Raw genomic sequence first — 17,474 nt, forward strand, 5'->3', positions numbered from 1 at the left:
TGAGTTCCATCCACATCGGCTCGACGAGATGCCAAAGGCGCAGAAATGGTTGCCCTCTTAATCAAATGGTCGGTGAACAATCCCTTGATTGTCATCCTGGGAACCATCGCACTGACAGTTCTCGGCATCTACTCGTTCCAGAACGTCAATGTCGAAGCCTACCCCGATCCAGCGCCTGCAATTGTCGAGGTGATCGCTCAAAATCGCGGACGCTCGGCCGAAGAAATGGAGCGGCTCGTGACCGCCCCGCTTGAGGTGTCGCTGTCCGGGATGCCCGGCTTAAAAAGCCTGCGATCGAAATCGCTGTTCGGACTCACCTACATCAATTTGCAATTCGAATACGGAACCCCGTATCTGTCCGCCCGACAGGAAGTCCTGAATCGCATTGCGAGCGCCGATATCCCACCCGACATCAACACCGGAATTTCCCCGCGTTCGCCGATTGGAGAAATCCTGCGATACTCGCTGAATTGTGAGAACGATGCCAATGGCCAACCGCTCTACTCGCTCAATGACATGCGCTCAATCCAGACCTGGACATTGGAACGAACGTTTCGACGTATTCCGGGAATCGTCGATGTCGTCAGCATGGGTGGGACGACCAAGCGCTACGAAATTCAACCAGACCCCGACCGGATGAAGCGGTACGGAATCACGCTGGATCAACTGCAGAAAGCCGTGGCTGCCAGCAATGACAACGTCAGCGGCGACTATCTTTCGCAAGGCGATTCGGCCGCCGTGGTGCGCGGAATCGGCCTCATTGGACGAGGTCGCGACCCCGTCCAGCGTACGCTGACCCTGAAAACACCCGAAGTCGCCGTTCAACACCTTCGGCGAGAAGATGATCGCCGGTTGATGGAGATCCGCAAGATCACCCTCAAATCCACCAACAATCTTCCGATTCGCATTGATGATGTCGTCGACGGTGGCCCGCTGAAACCAGGCCAGTCCGCCAGTGAAGCGAAAGGTGTCGTCATCAGCCATTTGACCCGTCTGGGAAAAGCGGCGTTGAGCCAGCCAAAGCTCGACGCCGATGGCAAGCCAGTCCTGGATGAGCAGGGTGAACGAGTTTGGATTGACGAAGACGAGATCATTCAAGGACTGGTCTTACTGCGGAAAGGGGCCGAGTCACTGCCAGCACTGCAAAAGATCAAAGCCAAAATTGAGGAACTGAATCAAAGCAAGGGGATTCTTCCTCCTGGTGTCACAATCCAAGTTTTCTACGATCGCACGACCCTCATCAAAACCACGACGGAAACGGTTGAGGAAAACCTATTGCTCGGAATCCTTTTTGTTACCGTCATTCTGCTGATGTTCTTAAGCAACGTTCGCAGCGCATTGATCATTGCGATCAATTTGCCGCTGGCGCTGCTATTCGCCTTTACAGTCCTGTTCTTTCGAGGCCAGTCAGCGAATTTGCTGTCGATCGGTGCCGTCGATTTTGGAATCATCATCGATTCAACCGTGATCATGGTCGAGAACATTTACCGCGTCCTCAGCACCGGTAAATACGCCGACTTGCCCCTATCGCAGCGAATCGTGCGGGCATCGACCGAAGTTCAGCGAGCTCTGTTCTTCTCGACGATGATCATGGTCTGTGCCATGCTGCCCTTGTTCACCATGCGCGGCCCGGAAGGGCAACTGTTCCGACCGATGGCGGAAACGTACGCCTTCGCCATCGGAGGCGCGCTGCTGCTGTCACTCACCATCGCCCCCGTGCTGTGCCTCATGCTCTTCAAGAATTTGAAGACCTCTGGAGACAATTTCTTCGTCCGCTTTCTCAAACGCGGCTACCTGAAAAACCTGGAAGTGTGCTTGAATCACCGGTGGCTGGTTGTCCTGGCCTTTTCCGCGATGATCGCCGGAACGGCCGCCACGCTGCCGCACCTGGGCCGTGAGTTCATGCCCGCCCTCGAGGAAGGGCATATCTGGGCCCGCGCGATCTTTCCAGTCGGCGTCAATCTGGAAGAGAACTCGAAAAAGTCACAGATCGCGCGCGAGATCATGCGCAGCTATCCTGAAGTTGAATTGGTTGTCAACCAGCTGGGCCGGCCCGATTCTGGTGCCGATCCAACCGGCTTTTACAGTTCGGAATTCTTCATTCCGCTCATGAAACAAGAAGAGTGGCCAGCGATCGTCCCGACCACGGGTTGGCGCGCCTGGCTGGGATCACGTCGACCGCGGACGAAACCGGAACTCGTTCGTGAACTGAGTGACAGGCTCACCGCCGCGCTTCCTGGCGTCAACTGGAACTTTTCGCAGGTAATCCGCGACAACGTCCTGGAAGTGCTGTCCGGAGTGCAGGGCGAAAACTCCGTCAAAATTATCGGCCCCGACCTCGATCGCCTTGAAGAACTGGGCCAGCAAGCCGTCCTCGCAATGTCGGGCCTCCCCGGTATCCAGGACGTTGGGTACTACAAAATCAATGGTCAAAGTAACGTCGCGCTTCCGATTGATCGCGAGAAGTGCTCGCTCTGGAACGTCAGCGTGGCGGATGTTCACGATGTGATCCAGACCGCAATCGGAGGAAAGACGGTCTCGCAGATGATTGAAGGGGAAAAGTCCTTCGACATCACAATCCGCTGGCCAGCGCCATTGCGACGAGACCTCTCCAGCATTCTCGATATCCCCGTGGTTGTTACAGAGAATACGGTGACAACCTCCGTCGCGTCTGGGAAAGACAGCAACCCCACTCTGGCGACCACCGGTGCCGCGGCACCAGCACTTCCCATCACGGGCAATTCGCGCGGTGGTGCGCTTCCCGAAACATTAACGGCCCCGATTGAACGACTCCGCGACCTCGTGACGCCCTTGGGCGTCGATCCCGATGGCCCCTTGAGTCCCGATGGTCATTTCGTGCGCAGCGGGGTTTCGATGGTTTCGCGCGAAGAGGGACAACGACTTGTTGCAATCAAATTCAGTGTGCGGGACCGTGATCTGGCAAGTGCGGTCAAAGACGCACAAGCTGCCGTTCGCAAGCTGATCCCAACCGGATATCGCGATGAATGGAGCGGTGAATTCAAAAACATGGAAGAAGGGGAAGGGCGGCTGCTGGTGATCGTCCCCATGTCGTTCGTACTCGTCTTCATCCTGCTCTATCTTGCGTTCCGCTCACTGCTGGATGCGACCGTCGTCCTGCTGAATGTGGTTTCACTGTCGCTCGGCGGAATCTGGGCGTTGTTCCTGACCGGGACAAACTTCAGTATCGCCGCCGCCGTCGGCTTCACGTCAATCTTCGGCGTGGCGATCATGGACGGACTGCTACTGGTTTCCTCATTTAATCATCATCGCGCAGAAGGAATGCCGCTACGAGAAGCCATCATGGCCGGTGCCGAACAGCGAGTTCGCCCCGTCATGATGACCGCCCTCACGGCAATCCTGGGACTGCTTCCGGCGGCCATCTCAACAAAGATCGGGGCGCAAAGTCAGAAGCCGCTGGCAATCGTCGTCGTGGGCAGCATGATCACGACGCTGTTTCTGACGCGCTACCTGATGCCCGTGCTCTACAGCTTCTATGGCAGTCGCGAACCGGTTGAAGGAGCCGCTGACCTGGAACACTGACCGTCGTCAGCTCATGATGTCCTTCTCTTTGGCATCCGCCATCGAGTTCACTTTGCCTTCGTACTGCTTGGTCAGTTCCTGGATCTGCTCTTTGGTCTGCTCATGAACGTCTTCGTTCATCAACTTGTCTTTCAGAGACGTGTCAGCGTGTTTGTTGGCATCGCGACGAATATTGCGAATCGCCACACGCGCCTCTTCCGCCAGATCCTTAAGTCGTCCGACCATTTGCTTACGGCGTTCGGTCGATAGGGGCGGTACATTCAAACGGATCACACGACCGTCGGAATTGGGCGCCAATCCGATATCGCTCGATTGAATCGCCTTGGCAATCTCATTGATCACGCCCTGATCGAAAGGGCGAATCATGATCTGCTGCGCTTCTGGAACGCTGATCGTGGCAATCTGCTTCAAGGGAGTCGGGCTGCCGTAATAGTCGACGCGAATGGAATCGACGAGACCCGTCGATGCACGTCCGGTGCGCAAGCCCTGGAAATGGTCATGGGCCACAGACGCCGCTTTTTCCATGCGTTCTTCGGCATCCAACAGAATTTCGTCCTGATCCATCGTAAGACACTCCCCGAATTCAATGACCACCTGCCGGCTCGCAACTCGATTGCGCGACATCGACTTCAATCGCGACCGACGAAGTTGGCAAAGTAGCGAAACCGCAGCGCAAAGTGAAGTGGATACAATCGATCAGAACGTGCAAATCCTGAACGCAGACCGCTGAAGGGGAATGTCAGCCGGGAAACGTTACTTCACAACCACAGCCCGAGGCTCGTCAAAGACACGCGTCGTCGAACACCCGCTTTCACATCCACGGTTGATATCCAGGTCGTACAGCTTTCGTCCGGCCTCGGTCGGATAACGTCCGTCGATGCAAGCTTGACAGAGGGCGTGACCTGGAAGGTCGACACTGCGTGCAATCGCCGTTTTTGACAAGAATCGCAGGCTGTCGGCACCAATCGCGTTCGCCATTTCCTGTTCAATTTCAGGCGTCAACGATTCACCGGCCGACATGAATTTCGGCGCAAAGAGCTGGCTCGTCGTCGACATGTCGATCCCATAAAAACAGGGCGCGACAATGGGCGGGCAGGCCACCCGAACGTGAACCTCTTTCGCATGACCGCGGTCACGCAACTGTGAAATCAGCACTTTCATGGTCGTCGAGCGGACAATGGTGTCTTCGACCAGCAGCACACGTTTCCCCGCCAGCACTTCGGCCAGCGGCGTGTACTTCATCCGCGCTTTGTCTTCGCGGTTGTTTCCCTCGATAAACGTCCGCCCCATGTACCGATTGCGAATCAATCCCTCAAGACACGGCACGCGAAGCGCATAGCCCATGCTGTCCGCCGCGGCTTTTGCGGTGTCAGGAACCGGAACGACAATCGTGTCGCCGTCATCCAGCGGACAGACGGGTTTCTCGCGTTCCTGCCGGGCTAACTCTTCACCCAAACGCTTGCGAGTCAGATACACACTGCGTTCATCCAACGTGCTGGCAACGTTGGCAAAATAGATCCATTCGAAGAAACAGTGAGCACGGCGCGTACTCGCGGCAAACTGCTTGACTGTCAGTTTGCCATTTTGAATCAAGACCGCGTGCCCTGGTGGCACATTCTTGATCGACTCTTGGGCAAACCCCAAGTTTGTCAGAGCCACACTTTCGCTCGCTGCGGCGAATAGCGAACCTTCCACCGCATAGCAGAGTGGGCGAATCCCCAACGGATCACGGGCAACAAACATTTCCCCCAGAGCGTTCAGGAACACCACGTTCCAGGCACCGTCGAGACGTTCGCTAAGCTGAGTCAGCACTTCCAGCAGCGTTGGCTGCCGATCACCGGACAGCAGTTGCGAGATGATGTGCATCAACACTTCGGTATCGGTATCGCGAGCCAGATGAAAGTTCGGCTCCGAAAGAATCTCTTCCTTCAACTGCTTATAGTTCGAAAGCTGCCCGTTGAAGCCGAACGCGAACCACTTATGCTTTTCGATGTGATGTCGTTCAAACGGCTGCGCATTGCCACGATCATCGGCACCGCAGGTCGCATAGCGAACGTGCCCGATCGCAGCGGGGCCCGCATATTTGTCCATCAGTTCGACGGCTTCCTTCTGGTGATTCAAATGAAACACCTCGGTGACCGTACCGACGTCTTTGTACGTATCCAGAAGCTGCGGATGACCAGGCCGATAGACGGTCATGCCAGCGGCAAGTTGGCCTCGGTTCTGGATTTCCAACAACAGCCGCGACATGTGCCGCGAGACTTGCGTTGGTCCTTGTTTCGGGGCGAGTCGACTGGTTTCGCCCGGCAGGTGATAGATCGCGGCAATTCCACACTCATGATAGAGGTCGGCCACAGCTGATCCTTGAAGGAAGGCAGGCACGGAAAAACAGGTCAGAATTCACGAACGAGTCCGTTCATCCACGATATCAAAAATCAGCACGCTGCAATCGCGGTCGAACTCTCGACCTTACATTCACTTCGGTGCGATCAGGAACAAGACCCCTCTCGGGCGACGCACCTCGATAATACTCGGCCAGCATCGTGCACACCAACCATCAAACCAACGGAAGTTTCAGTTACCCACGAATCTTACCGGAAGATGCACCCGAACAGGGTCCGTTTGTTCACTATTCTCGAGCGAACCCCACGATCCTCTCACCTCAACAAGTTTTCGAAGATCACCGAAGATTCTATCCACTCAAGCAAAATGGCAACAAAATTCGCGTCGGCCCAATGGATTCCACCGTCAGCCCCTGCGAAAAATGGTCTCCATCACCGCATAGTGAGCATCAACAAGGCCCAGCGATTTGTACGCCTCGATCGCCTTGGCATTCTCCCGTTCGACATACAAGCGGATACCCACGACGCCAGGGTCAAGTTCCGCCATTTGTTCCAGATGCCGATAAAGGGTGCGAAATATTCCGTGGCGGCGATGATCTGGGCTTACATAAACACTCTGCAGCCACCAGATCTCACCATTCCGCCAATCACTCCATTCTCGCGTGTGCATCATCTGACCGACAATGCGGTCTCCGCTACAGGCAACGAAATAACGACCATGCCGCGGTTCAGACAATAGTGCCCGTACGCCCGCTTCGATCGTCTCGGGCGCCAGTCGCTTGCCTTCGGTTTCAAGCGCAAGCCGTGAATTGAAATCCGCAATCGCCTTCCAATCCGCGTGCTCTGCCGCGCGAATGGTCCATTGGGGGCCCACCTGCATTGTTGACATTCCGAAGAATAGCTCGATGAAACCGACCGCCGCTCCAGACGCTCGATTCCGTCTTGATCGATACACCTTCTTGATCGGCAGAAGGAACGCACGGGATTGGCTTCGTTCCGCCATTTTAGCAAAGCGATTTGCTACGACGAGGATCGAATTTGAATCAAGGTCAAACTTCGACGGCCCGCCGTGCACGAGAAACGCCAAGCCCCCAAACGACGCAGCCCCTCAACGCGAAAATGCGATGAGGGGCTGAAAATTGCTGGAGGTCCCATTCGCTAAGAACAGCGACAGTTTCTAGGCGGCCATTTTTTGTGGCATCTTCAGGATCGTCGGTTCCACGCCATGAACGGCCGACATGAATTCCTGGAAGACCTGCATATCGAGAGCCGACGCGGTGTCGTCTTCGGGATGCCATTGCACACCGAGACAGAACCAGTCAGACAACGTCGATTCGTAGCACTCAACCACGCCATCAGGTGCGTGAGCAGACGCCTTGAAGCAGCTTGCGAGGTGGTTCACGGCCATGTGATGTTCGCTGTTCACGCGAATTTCGCCAGGGCCATAAATGTCCCAGCAAAGAGTTCCCTCGACAATCTCAATGATGTGACGATTGTGCCGTTCGACGGGGTCGCGGTGATGCAGGGCCTTGGGAACAGCTTCTGCGATATGTTGAATCAGCGTTCCACCGCACACCACGTTCATGGTCTGCATTCCGGCACCGATCGCCAGAACGGGAATCCGCATTTCAAACGCCAACTTGCAGATTCGGCGATCAAAATCTTCGCGGCGGGACGGCATGGGACGCGTGTGTGGATGCGGCTCCATTCCCAGGCGCATCGGGTCAAGGTCCATTGAGCAACCGGCCAGCACAATTCCATCGCACATCGACAACGTTTGCTTCAAATCTTCGTCACTGCCGAATGGAGGAATCAGCAGCGGCAGGCCACCCGATGCCGTGACCGAATCATAGTAACCCGTGTTGAACCAACTGAGGGCAACACCATCTTTGCGACCGGGACGATAATCACCATTGATACCGATAACTGGCTTTGTCTTCATGGAACATCCTTTTCCTGACGGGCACATCCTGTGCAAACCACCGATCAAAACATCGCCGGAACTTTCCGCTGGGCGCGACGCACCCCCCTTTATTGGCGGACCGACGTAACCACAAACCAACTCGCCGTGCATTAAGCCACGGCATCCAATCACCAACCGATACCGCTGACACGAACGTGTCACTCCGCGACATCACGCAGCTTGTCGGCCATTTGAGCACGACATTCACTGCAGGCAACATGACTGGCTGTCGAGCACCGACAGAAATACGAAACGAACCCGTTACAGAAACGTGAGACTTTGGGTCCACCCTGAAACTTCAACGGGCTCACCCTGAAATACTGACTGACTTACTGAATCCATTCTTGCAGCTCCCACCCGATTCCTTCAGGTGCTATTCGACGTCGTCGCAAGGAACCACAAGAGCCTTACGTGGATCATCGAACCTCTTTCAATGAACGCTGCAATCCTCAATCATTGAGCGATCAACAGCGTCATCATCAACGTGGGCGGACAATAGTCGTGCATGACGAACCTGTAAAGCAAATCGCTCATTTTGGGGCAAGAAAACATATTGACCACTAAATACAGGAAACACCCCATTCCGTCTCTGCTTTCCCCACATTTCAAGAAAGAGAAACAACAAATTGGTCAAGGCGAATTTTCACCCTGCCAGATCCCCCAATTACAACGCGTTTTTCATCCACGCAATCGCCGCACCTGCGGTTCAAAAGCTCTCCGGCAGGTGTAAACGATTTCTAGGCCATCCGGCACCTGACCAACACGATACGGCGCCCATTTTCATAGGTCATCTGCATTTGGATGCCATCGAGTTGTTCTTCGAGGAAGCCTCATGACATAATTGCCCACCGCAATCGACCGCGGCCAATTTCACGAGCGACGCAGCCTTTGTCCGATGGAGACTTCATTGATGCGCAGCATGATCCTGACACTCCCGACCTGTCTTCTGTCCTTGATGGCATTGAGCCTCCTCGCCGCGGACACGTCACCAGGACTGGATCTGTTAAACGGAGGGCAATCGGCAAATACAGTTCGCGCATTCAAGGAACTGGCGCGATGGAAAGATCTTCAAAGCTGGCCAACCAGTCTGGCGTTTTCTCCTGACAACAAGACTCTGGCCATCGGCCTGAAGGATGCCGTCGAACTCGTTGATCTCGAAACGAAATCGGTCACCGGCTCGTTCCCGGTGAAGTCTGGACAAGTCCGCGGACTTGTCTTTTCTCCCGACGGGACGCACCTCGCGACGGCCAGTTATCAGCATGCGACACTCTTTGACGCCAAAACGCACGCGGCGGTCCGCGAACTGGGCGGACATCGCGGATATGTGACCTCCATCGCATTCTCACGCGATGGTCGGCGCATCGCGACGGCGTGCGAAGACGAAATCGCACGCGTTTGGAACATGGATCAAAATGATCAGCCGGTGACACTGAAAGGCCATGCCTATCCTGTCACCGGAGTGGCATGGTCGGCAGACGGAGCCCATATTGCGACCTCCGCCGGCGACGACACTCGTCCCACAAAACCGGGACAAGTCCGAATCTGGGATGCCGCATCAGGAATGCTGCAAGACCAGTTCGAACTGCACGCGAAAGCCGCCACCTGCGTCACATTCACTCCTGACGGGCACTACTTGCTCTCGGGCAGCATCGACGAACACGTCAATGTTTACGACCTGCAGGCTAAAAAGCCGTTGGGCTTTTTTGGTGGCCATTCACGCCCCACAATCGCCGTGGCGGTCTATCCCGATGGAGAAACGGCGATTAGCGTCAGCGGAGGGCGCGCGGTCGGTAAGAACGAACTGATGGCATGGGAAATCGAATCGGGGGATGTCATGGCGAGCATTGAAGCACACGAAGCCAAGATCACGTCGCTGGCCGTTTCCGCAGATGGACGAATGATCGCAACTGCCAGCCAGGATCGGTCCGTGGCACTCTGGAGCAGCAGTTTTCTGACGGTGGGGCTCGCCGAGCTTGCCGCCGCCGACGTGGCGCCCCCCAAGGAGAGTAACGCCGAGCAAGTCGTCCAAACGAATCAGCCCTCACCAAACACGCAAGCCGCCAGTGAACCAAAGGCGCGTGTCCTGCGCGCGGGAATCATTGGGCTTGATACATCGCATGCGATTGCGTTCTCGAAAACGCTGAACGCCGCAACCCCCGTCGCCGGTGCCGAAAACTGTCGCGTTGTCGCCGCCTATCCCAAGGGAAGCCCCGATATCAAGTCGAGCCTGGAACGTGTCCCCAGTTACACGGAAGAACTGAAAAGCAAACACGGCGTCGAAATCGTCGATTCCATCGACGAACTTCTCAAACGAGTCGACGTCGTGATGCTGGAAACGAACGATGGTCGGCCGCACCTCGAACAATTGCTGCCTGTCCTCAAAGCAAAGAAGCCTTGTTTCATCGACAAACCGATCGCAGGCACGTTGTCTGACGCGATCGCGATTTTTGAACTGGCCAAGCAGGCTGGCGTGCCCGTCTTCTCGACGTCCTCGCTACGTTACGGCAAGAACACACAGGAAATTCGCGGGGGTTCGCTTGGAAAAGTCACATTCTGCGAAACAAGCAGCCCCGCCAGCCTGGAACCCACACATCCTGACCTCTTCTGGTATGGAATCCACGGCACAGAATCGTTGTTCACAGTCATGGGGACCGGTTGCCAATCCGTCGTTCGCGGCAAAACTCCGGATGGCAAAATCGAAGTCACAGGCCAATGGGGCAACGGCCGTGTTGGGATCTACCGGGAAGGCAGCGGATATCAGGGCAAGGCGATCGGCGAGAAGGGCGAAGCCCCCGCTGGCTCGTATGATGGATATGACCCTCTGGTCCTTGAAATCGTGAAGTTCTTCCGTACCGGCCAGGTTCCCGTGTCACCGGAAGAAACGCTCGAGATCTACGCCTTCATGGAGGCGGCCGACGAAAGCAAACGCCAAAACGGCGCCAGCGTCACACTCGAAAGTGTCATGGCAAAAGCACGCGAAGAGGCCAACCAGAAGATCGCCGCGCTCAAAGCGAAGATCCAGTAAAGACACCCGCGATTCCTGGGACGCTCGCTCGTCCCGGGAGTCCATCGTGACCTGACCGCCGCCGTGAAGTGCGTCTTCGCCAACGGTCACACGGACTTTCATCACGCACTTTTAGCGCGCGGAGCATCCACGTGAACGAACGCCCCGCCGTGACGCCGGGAACCACTCCTCAATTGTCCAACTCTCTTCGCGAACTCGACAATGCACACGTCTGGCATCCATTCACAGCGATGTCTGCATATCGCCGTGAACAGGCGCCGATTATCGTCGACGCCGAAGGGTTCCATCTCGTCGACGAAGAACGAATTCGCTACCTCGACGGTCATTCGTCGCTCTGGTGTAACATCCACGGACATCGTGTGCCGGCGATCGATGCAGCGATTACGAACCAGTTGCAGCGCGTCGCCCACACCACGCTGCTCGGCCTGTCGAATGCCCCCTCCATCGAACTCGCAGCCGAACTTGTACGACGAGCTCCCAGCAGGCTGAACAAAGTCTTTTATGCCGACTGCGGAGCGGCTGGCGTCGAAGTGGCGCTTAAAATTGCCTATCAGTACTACCGCCAGCGGGCCACACCCGAGGACTCACGCGACAAGTTCATTTACTTCGACGGCGCGTATCACGGCGACACCATCGGAACAATGAGCATCGGTTCGATCAGTCGCTTCAAGAACCTGTATTCGCCGCTCCTGTTTCCCGCCGTCTGGGCCAAAGTTCCCGCCGCATCACCAGACCACCCACTGCGTGAATCCGAACAACTTGAATTTTGCACCCACGAACTCGAGCGTTTGCTGATCGAGCATCAGGGCCGCATCGCAGGCGTCGTCATCGAACCTCTGGTCCAAGCCGCAGCAGGCATCAATGTTCAAGCCACCGGATTTCTAGAGCGTGTTCGGCAACTGACGCGTCGATTCGACACCTTGATGATCGCCGACGAAATTGCCGTCGGGTTCGGACGGACCGGCACCCTGTTCGCCTGCGAACAAGAGAACGTCTCGCCCGATATCCTGATCCTCTCCAAAGGCCTAACCGGCGGCTATCTTCCACTTGCCGCAACGATGATCACGGACGAAATCGATACCGCGTTTCTCGGTGAACCTTGGGAAGGTCGCACTTTCTTCCATGGCCACACCTACACGGGAAATCCACTCGCCTGCGCGGCGGCACTGGCTTCCATTCGCTTGATCGACGACAACGCCGTTCTCGAGAACGTCCAGCGAGTCACTGCAGTTCTCAAACAAGAATTGGCACCGCTCAAACAACACCCGCAGGTCAAAGAGGTTCGACAGCAAGGCGCGATGGTCGGAATCGAACTTCATAACGCGGGGACCCCGTTTCCCCCTGAACGGCGCGTCGGCCATGAAGTCACGCTGGCGTGTCGACGTCGGGGTGTCATTCTCCGCAACATCGCGGATGTGATCGTCTTGATGCCCGCCCCTGCGATGCCGGAACAGTTGGTCCTTGAACTCTGCCAGGTCGTTCGCGATTCAATCCAAGACGGTCTCAACTGAGAACGTCCGCTGTGACAAGTGACAGGCGCTCGGCATCGCGGACGTTCCGTCATTTGTCGGGTATTCGAAAAGGAAGGGGCAGGTGGTGCCATGTCATCCGACATGGCACCACCTGCCCCCTCAGGAAGTCATTCTCCCGACGTCCATCGATTGTCGAACGCGGACGAATGGCTCAAGCAGGCTCTTTCGCCGCAGGAGCTTCCGCAGGCTTGGGCGCATGTGGCGCTGAATGTGGCGTGTAGTACGCGACGGTCACAATACAAATCGCCATCCCCACGATCCCCATGTACAATCGAGGATCGGCATTCGTCTTCGAAGTGAGAACCGTCACAATCGCCGAGACGGACACCGCTGTGCCGAACACGATCGGCATGACCACCTGCGGCATCGACATCCCGCCCGTATACATCGCCAACGTCAATGCCAATGCTCCCCACGCACCGAGCGTTCCGGCAGCGAAACCCCAGTAGGTTCCGGCGCGGGTGAAGCTGAACGAGTCACCCTTCACAGCCATCCCGACCAGACCACCAATGATCCCCCAGATCAAATAGGCGATCCCGATCATCACATACGGCTTGAAGGGACTCTTCTCGAAGGTGCGAGCCTGCGCCAAGACTGGCCCATAAGTCCCCCAGAAAAAACCTGTTGACAGTGCAAACACAATTGGCCACAGACTCTTCATCTCGTGCGATCTCGCTGATTCCTGGAAACAAATCCCGATTCACAGAGAAATGTTAGCGGTCGGCGGGGCGATCTGCACGCCTGCTGAGACAGTTTCAGCTCGCGCTCAGACTCGAGGGTTCCAAACACCTGCCGTAATTGAGTTCACCCCGAACTTTTGATACCGTCGCGTAGCAGACGATTCTGCAAATCGAAACCATTCGCAGGAAACGCGGCGACATGACGATCTTCAAACGGATTATCAATCGAGAAATCCCTGCCGACATCGTCTACGAAGACGATCTCAGCCTGGCATTTCGCGACATCAATCCTCAGGCGCCAACGCATATCGTGATCATCCCCAAGCGAGAGATCCCATCGCTGGCCGATGTGACCGCTGCTGACGAACAAGTCCTTGGCCATCTGCTCGTCGTCGCGCGACAAGTGGCCGAAAAATTATCACTCACAAACGGGTATCGCACGGTCATCAACTGTGGCCCTGACGCCGGCCAGACGGTGCATCATATTCACGTGCATTTGCTCGGCGGCCGAGCTTTAGGGTGGCCTCCGGGGTAGGCGTGCTGGACAATACGATCGATCCGGCAAGCACGGCTTGCTCGAACTCGACGAGGAATTCGCACGATTGGGATCGCCCAGGAATCAATCAGCAACAGGTACGATCAACAACGGCAATCCACGGCAGCCCGTGGTTCGCAAAGTATCAGAGAGACCTCAGCATGGACGTTCGAAAGTTCGCATTGACCTTGTCCGTCGCCGGTGCGATGGCAGCCCTGTTGACCGCTCAAACGCCTCAGCCCCCCACCACGGGCGTGGGCATGGCGGAAGCGGCCAAATCATTCTTGACCGCGATTACCCCAGACCAACGCCAAGCCGCTTCGTTCAAGTACGACGATCCAGAACGACTGAACTGGCACTTCATCCCGCGTGAACGAAAAGGCTTGCCTTTGAAAGCGCTGGAAGGGCCAACACTCCACGCCGCGATGAAGCTTATTCGCACCGGCCTTTCCGATGCAGGCTACGATCAGGCGCTGAATGTGATGAGCCTTGAAGAAGTTCTCTATCTGATCGAACCGGGTGAACGAGCTGCGCGACGTGAACGACGCGATCCCAGTAAGTATTACCTGAGCATCTTTGGTACGCCGGCGGAAATCGGACTTTGGGGCTGGCGGCTGGAAGGGCATCATCTGTGCCTGAACTTCAGCATCAAAGATGGAAAGGTGATTTCCAGCACGCCAGAGTTCTTCGGTGCCAATCCCGGCACGATCGACGCTGGTAAGGGACGAGAAATCCGCGTGCTGGGGCCAGAAGAAGACATCGCACGCCAGATCCTGAAGCTATGCACGCCTGAACAACAAGCCATCTGCTGGGTCAGCAAAGAGGCCCCCGGAGAAGTCCCTGGCCCGAACCTGCCGCAACCTGTTGTGGGAGAGCCCGTCGGGCTGCCGGTCGGCAAGATGTCCGCCGATCAGAAACAACTCATTCAGGACCTGCTGAACGAGTACCTTAAAAATCTTCCGGCCGATGTCGAGAAAGAACGTCGCGACATGTTAAAAGCCGCCGGTGTCGACAAGATCACCTTCGCATGGTTCGGACAGCCCGATTTGCACGAAGCGCATCACTATCGCGTGCAGGGACCGACGTTCGTCATCGAATACAACAACACTCAGAACAACGCCAATCATGTGCACTCGATGTGGCGAAATCTGGCTGGCGATTTTGCACTTCCTGCCAAATAGTCCTGCCGATTTTCTGAGGGATAAACTCAAAACAGAGCGAGTGGTGACAAGCCCCACTCGCTCTGTTCGTTTTGTCATGGACCGATGACGACTGCGGGACTTCAAATGTGTCGCACGCGACGCATTGACACGCATTGCGACCGTGAATGACCTTGGCGAAATCAACCGAGGTCAAATTTGGCACCCAAGACCTTCGTGAATTCACGGAGCCAGGCTGGATGAGCAGGCCACGCCGGCGCGGTGACGAGATTCCCATCCACATAGGCTTGATCGACAGGCGTCGCGACGTACTGTCCGCCCGCCGCCGCGATCTCTGGACCACAGGCAGGATACGCCGTGCAGCGACGCGCTTTCACGACACCCGCAGCCGTCAGCAGTTGGGCTCCGTGGCAGATCGCCGCGATCGGTCGATTGTCTTTTGCGAAGGATCGGATCAGATTCAAGACCTCTTCGTTCAATCGCAGATACTCGGGCGCGCGTCCTCCGGGAATCACCAGGCCGACGTAATCCGCGGCGTTGACACTCGCAAAGGTCGCATTCAATGTAAAATTGTGCCCCGGCTTTTCACTATAGGTCTGATCACCCTCGAAATCATGGATTGCTGTTCGGACATGTTCGCCCGCCTGCTTTCCGGGGCAGACGGCATCGACGTCATATCCCACGAATGTCAGAGCCTGGAACGGGACCATGATTTCGTAGTCTTCGACAAAGTCCCCGGCGAGTAACAGCAATCGTTTGTTCGGCATTTCTCGGATGTCTCCTGATTAAGAACATGATTCGCGGCGCGGCGGCATCTTGCTGCCACGAACAAGCGGATGCGCACTGTCGAATTCGTAGCGAGACGCCATCGTGCCATTGAGCCACGAAGTGGCCTCGGTTGCCACCCAGAAGAACGCGCCGTCCGCGTACGCCTGATCGCACCAATCGACATTGCGATCAAGCGGCGGTCAACACGACTTGCGAAGACGATTCTGGGTACTTTCCTAGACGTGTGTTGGTCCTGACTTCGGTATTCTCGGGTTATCCTGAGCCGCGGGCGGCTTTCATGTCGTCGGCCTTCGTGGCCGTGTATTCTTCACGATCACCTTCGATAAGATCGCAGATTCCGATCACGACTAACAAGATTGCGACGAGGATTGACACCAGCACAATCAGGCCTTGAACAAGCATTGCTCCCTGATTCGGCGGCGGCCCAAGTTCAAACAAGGCGCCCACAATCGCGCCTCCAACAACATACCCGACCACAGGCAACGCGAATCCACCGATTATCAGTTTTGTGCCACGCTCGTGTTTCGACGACATCTGTTGATCCGATAGAACGAACGCCCCCGGCGATATGCTGGGGATTGTTCGGCTTCGAGGGATGGGACGATGGACAATAAACCGCTAGGGCAAGATGGCTCTCATACCGTGACGGGCCTTCTTATCGGACTGGTAGCAGCTCTACTTCTTTGGATCTTCCCACTCCCGGTCGCCATGATCATTTGGGCTTGCGATCTCAAGGGACTGTTCGCAGATTACATGTACTTGGCCGTGCCATTCTTCTTAATGATCCCTCCTGCCGGGGCGTTCGTGGGGTCGCTCATCCGCAAAAATACTGACCCAAGAAAATGACACACCACACCGAGTCACGGCCAACACACGTTTAGGTCAGAACCCGATTCTGACACCGCACCGGAAGTTCAGTACGGCAACGGACGACCAACACCTTCTTCTCGTGCCCGCTCAAAGATTCGAACGGCCACGGCCAGATCTTCAAGCCCGAGTCCCACAGACTTGAAGAGCGTAATATCCTCAGGATGGGCCCGACCGGTCTCACGATCGACGACAACGTCCGCCAATTCGTGAATCCGCGACCAATCAAGACTTCCATCTTCGAGCGCGGGCACGAAATCACCCGCCTCTAACTGACAGGCATCGATGCTGTCGCAGATAATATGATCCGCGCGCCGGATCGTCGTGACGTCAATCTCGGCCTTCGTGAGATAGTTGCTGCCGATCGCATTGACGTGCGTCCCTTCACTCAACACATGCCCGTCGAACACTGGAACCTTGCTGGTCGTGGCACAGACGACAACATCCTTCTCGGCTGCTGCCTCTTCAGGGACATGGACGGCAACGGTTGGAACGCCACAGAACTCGGCAATCTCGTCGGCAAACGCCCGGCGCCTCGCATCGTCGCGACCATAGACGTCGATCCGCTCGATTCGTCGGACGCAGCAGATCGCCTTGAGTTGCGACCGCGCCTGCAGACCGGTTCCGAAACACCCTACGACGCTGGCGTCGGGGCGAGCCATATATTTGGTGGCGACGCCCGATACCGCTCCCGTCCGCATCTGCCCGAGCAGATTGGCTTCGATCAGCGAAACCGGTTGTGCCGTCTGGGCATCGTACAATGTGAACTGAAACCGCGCGCCGGCACGACTTGAGACGTACGACTTCACCCCGACATAGCCAAGGTACTCGGCCGCTGCGGGCAATGTGTGAAGTGTGACCTTCCCCGCATTGACCCGCCGCCGTGGTTGATTGTCGGCTTTGCCAAAAGACCATTGCCGAAACGACTCTTCGACGCACTCGATCGCTGTCTCCATGTCGAGCAGCCAGGTCACGTCATCTTCGGTCAGGTAGATTGCGGACATGGTGCCTCTTTTCGCT

The 17,474-nt window shown here is 56.3% G+C and carries 13 protein-coding genes; 5 read left to right on the forward strand and 8 right to left on the reverse strand.

What is annotated here, in order from left to right; translation table 11 throughout:
• The first annotated feature begins 45 nt into the window (after positions 1–45).
• Complete coding sequence (locus tag OSO_RS0120855; protein WP_010585083.1) at positions 46–3,561, forward strand: efflux RND transporter permease subunit; 3,516 nt, start codon at positions 46–48, stop codon at positions 3,559–3,561.
• 6 nt (positions 3,562–3,567) lie between these two features.
• Here OSO_RS0120855 and frr read toward each other — a convergent pair whose 3' ends face one another.
• The 4 genes from frr to OSO_RS0120880 all read right to left on the reverse strand — a co-directional run bounded on the left by frr (position 3,568) and on the right by OSO_RS0120880 (position 7,845).
• Positions 3,568–4,125, reverse strand: coding sequence for a ribosome recycling factor (frr, locus tag OSO_RS0120860; RefSeq protein ID WP_010585084.1), 558 nt, complete (start codon positions 4,123–4,125; stop codon positions 3,568–3,570).
• Positions 4,126–4,314: 189 nt separating this feature from the next.
• A complete protein-coding gene (locus OSO_RS0120870; protein ID WP_010585085.1) occupies positions 4,315–5,916 on the reverse strand; it encodes an amidophosphoribosyltransferase in 1,602 nt (533 codons plus the stop codon).
• Positions 5,917–6,309: 393 nt separating this feature from the next.
• Complete coding sequence (locus OSO_RS0120875) at positions 6,310–6,792, reverse strand: GNAT family N-acetyltransferase (RefSeq protein WP_029247275.1); 483 nt, start codon at positions 6,790–6,792, stop codon at positions 6,310–6,312.
• Between the two features lie 288 nt (positions 6,793–7,080).
• Complete coding sequence (locus OSO_RS0120880; RefSeq protein WP_010585087.1) at positions 7,081–7,845, reverse strand: gamma-glutamyl-gamma-aminobutyrate hydrolase family protein; 765 nt, start codon at positions 7,843–7,845, stop codon at positions 7,081–7,083.
• Positions 7,846–8,776: 931 nt separating this feature from the next.
• On the opposite strand from OSO_RS0120880, the gene OSO_RS49965 reads away from it, so the two are divergent.
• On the forward strand, positions 8,777–10,891 hold the full coding sequence (locus OSO_RS49965; protein ID WP_010585088.1) for a Gfo/Idh/MocA family oxidoreductase: 2,115 nt from the start codon (positions 8,777–8,779) through the stop codon (positions 10,889–10,891).
• Between the two features lie 131 nt (positions 10,892–11,022).
• Positions 11,023–12,402 carry an adenosylmethionine--8-amino-7-oxononanoate transaminase gene (bioA, locus tag OSO_RS0120895; protein WP_010585089.1) on the forward strand — a complete coding sequence of 460 codons (1,380 nt, stop codon included), beginning with the start codon at positions 11,023–11,025 and terminating at the stop codon, positions 12,400–12,402.
• Between the two features lie 172 nt (positions 12,403–12,574).
• On the opposite strand, the gene OSO_RS44440 is transcribed toward bioA, so the two are convergent.
• Complete coding sequence (locus tag OSO_RS44440; RefSeq protein WP_010585090.1) at positions 12,575–13,084, reverse strand: hypothetical protein; 510 nt, start codon at positions 13,082–13,084, stop codon at positions 12,575–12,577.
• A 218-nt stretch (positions 13,085–13,302) separates the two neighbouring features.
• On the opposite strand from OSO_RS44440, the gene OSO_RS0120905 reads away from it, so the two are divergent.
• Both OSO_RS0120905 and OSO_RS0120910 read left to right on the forward strand, forming a co-directional pair.
• On the forward strand, positions 13,303–13,638 hold the full coding sequence (locus OSO_RS0120905; protein ID WP_010585091.1) for a histidine triad nucleotide-binding protein: 336 nt from the start codon (positions 13,303–13,305) through the stop codon (positions 13,636–13,638).
• 161 nt (positions 13,639–13,799) lie between these two features.
• Positions 13,800–14,819, forward strand: a complete 1,020-nt coding sequence (locus OSO_RS0120910) for a DUF3500 domain-containing protein (RefSeq protein WP_157605366.1) — start codon at positions 13,800–13,802, stop codon at positions 14,817–14,819.
• 161 nt (positions 14,820–14,980) lie between these two features.
• Here the strand turns inward: OSO_RS0120910 and OSO_RS0120915 are convergent, their stop codons facing one another.
• The 3 genes from OSO_RS0120915 to OSO_RS0120930 form a co-directional block, all read right to left on the reverse strand.
• Positions 14,981–15,565 (reverse strand): DJ-1/PfpI family protein, encoded by a 585-nt coding sequence (locus OSO_RS0120915; RefSeq protein WP_010585093.1) that lies wholly within the window; start codon positions 15,563–15,565, stop codon positions 14,981–14,983.
• Positions 15,566–15,839: 274 nt separating this feature from the next.
• The gene (locus tag OSO_RS0120920; protein ID WP_010585095.1) at positions 15,840–16,121 is read right to left on the reverse strand and encodes a hypothetical protein; all 282 of its coding nucleotides are present in this window, start codon (positions 16,119–16,121) and stop codon (positions 15,840–15,842) included.
• Between the two features lie 380 nt (positions 16,122–16,501).
• Positions 16,502–17,458, reverse strand: a complete 957-nt coding sequence (locus tag OSO_RS0120930; RefSeq protein ID WP_010585097.1) for an ornithine cyclodeaminase family protein — start codon at positions 17,456–17,458, stop codon at positions 16,502–16,504.
• Positions 17,459–17,474 lie beyond the last annotated feature (16 nt).

The organism is Schlesneria paludicola DSM 18645, assembly GCF_000255655.1.
Classification (GTDB): Bacteria; Planctomycetota; Planctomycetia; order Planctomycetales; family Planctomycetaceae; genus Schlesneria; species Schlesneria paludicola.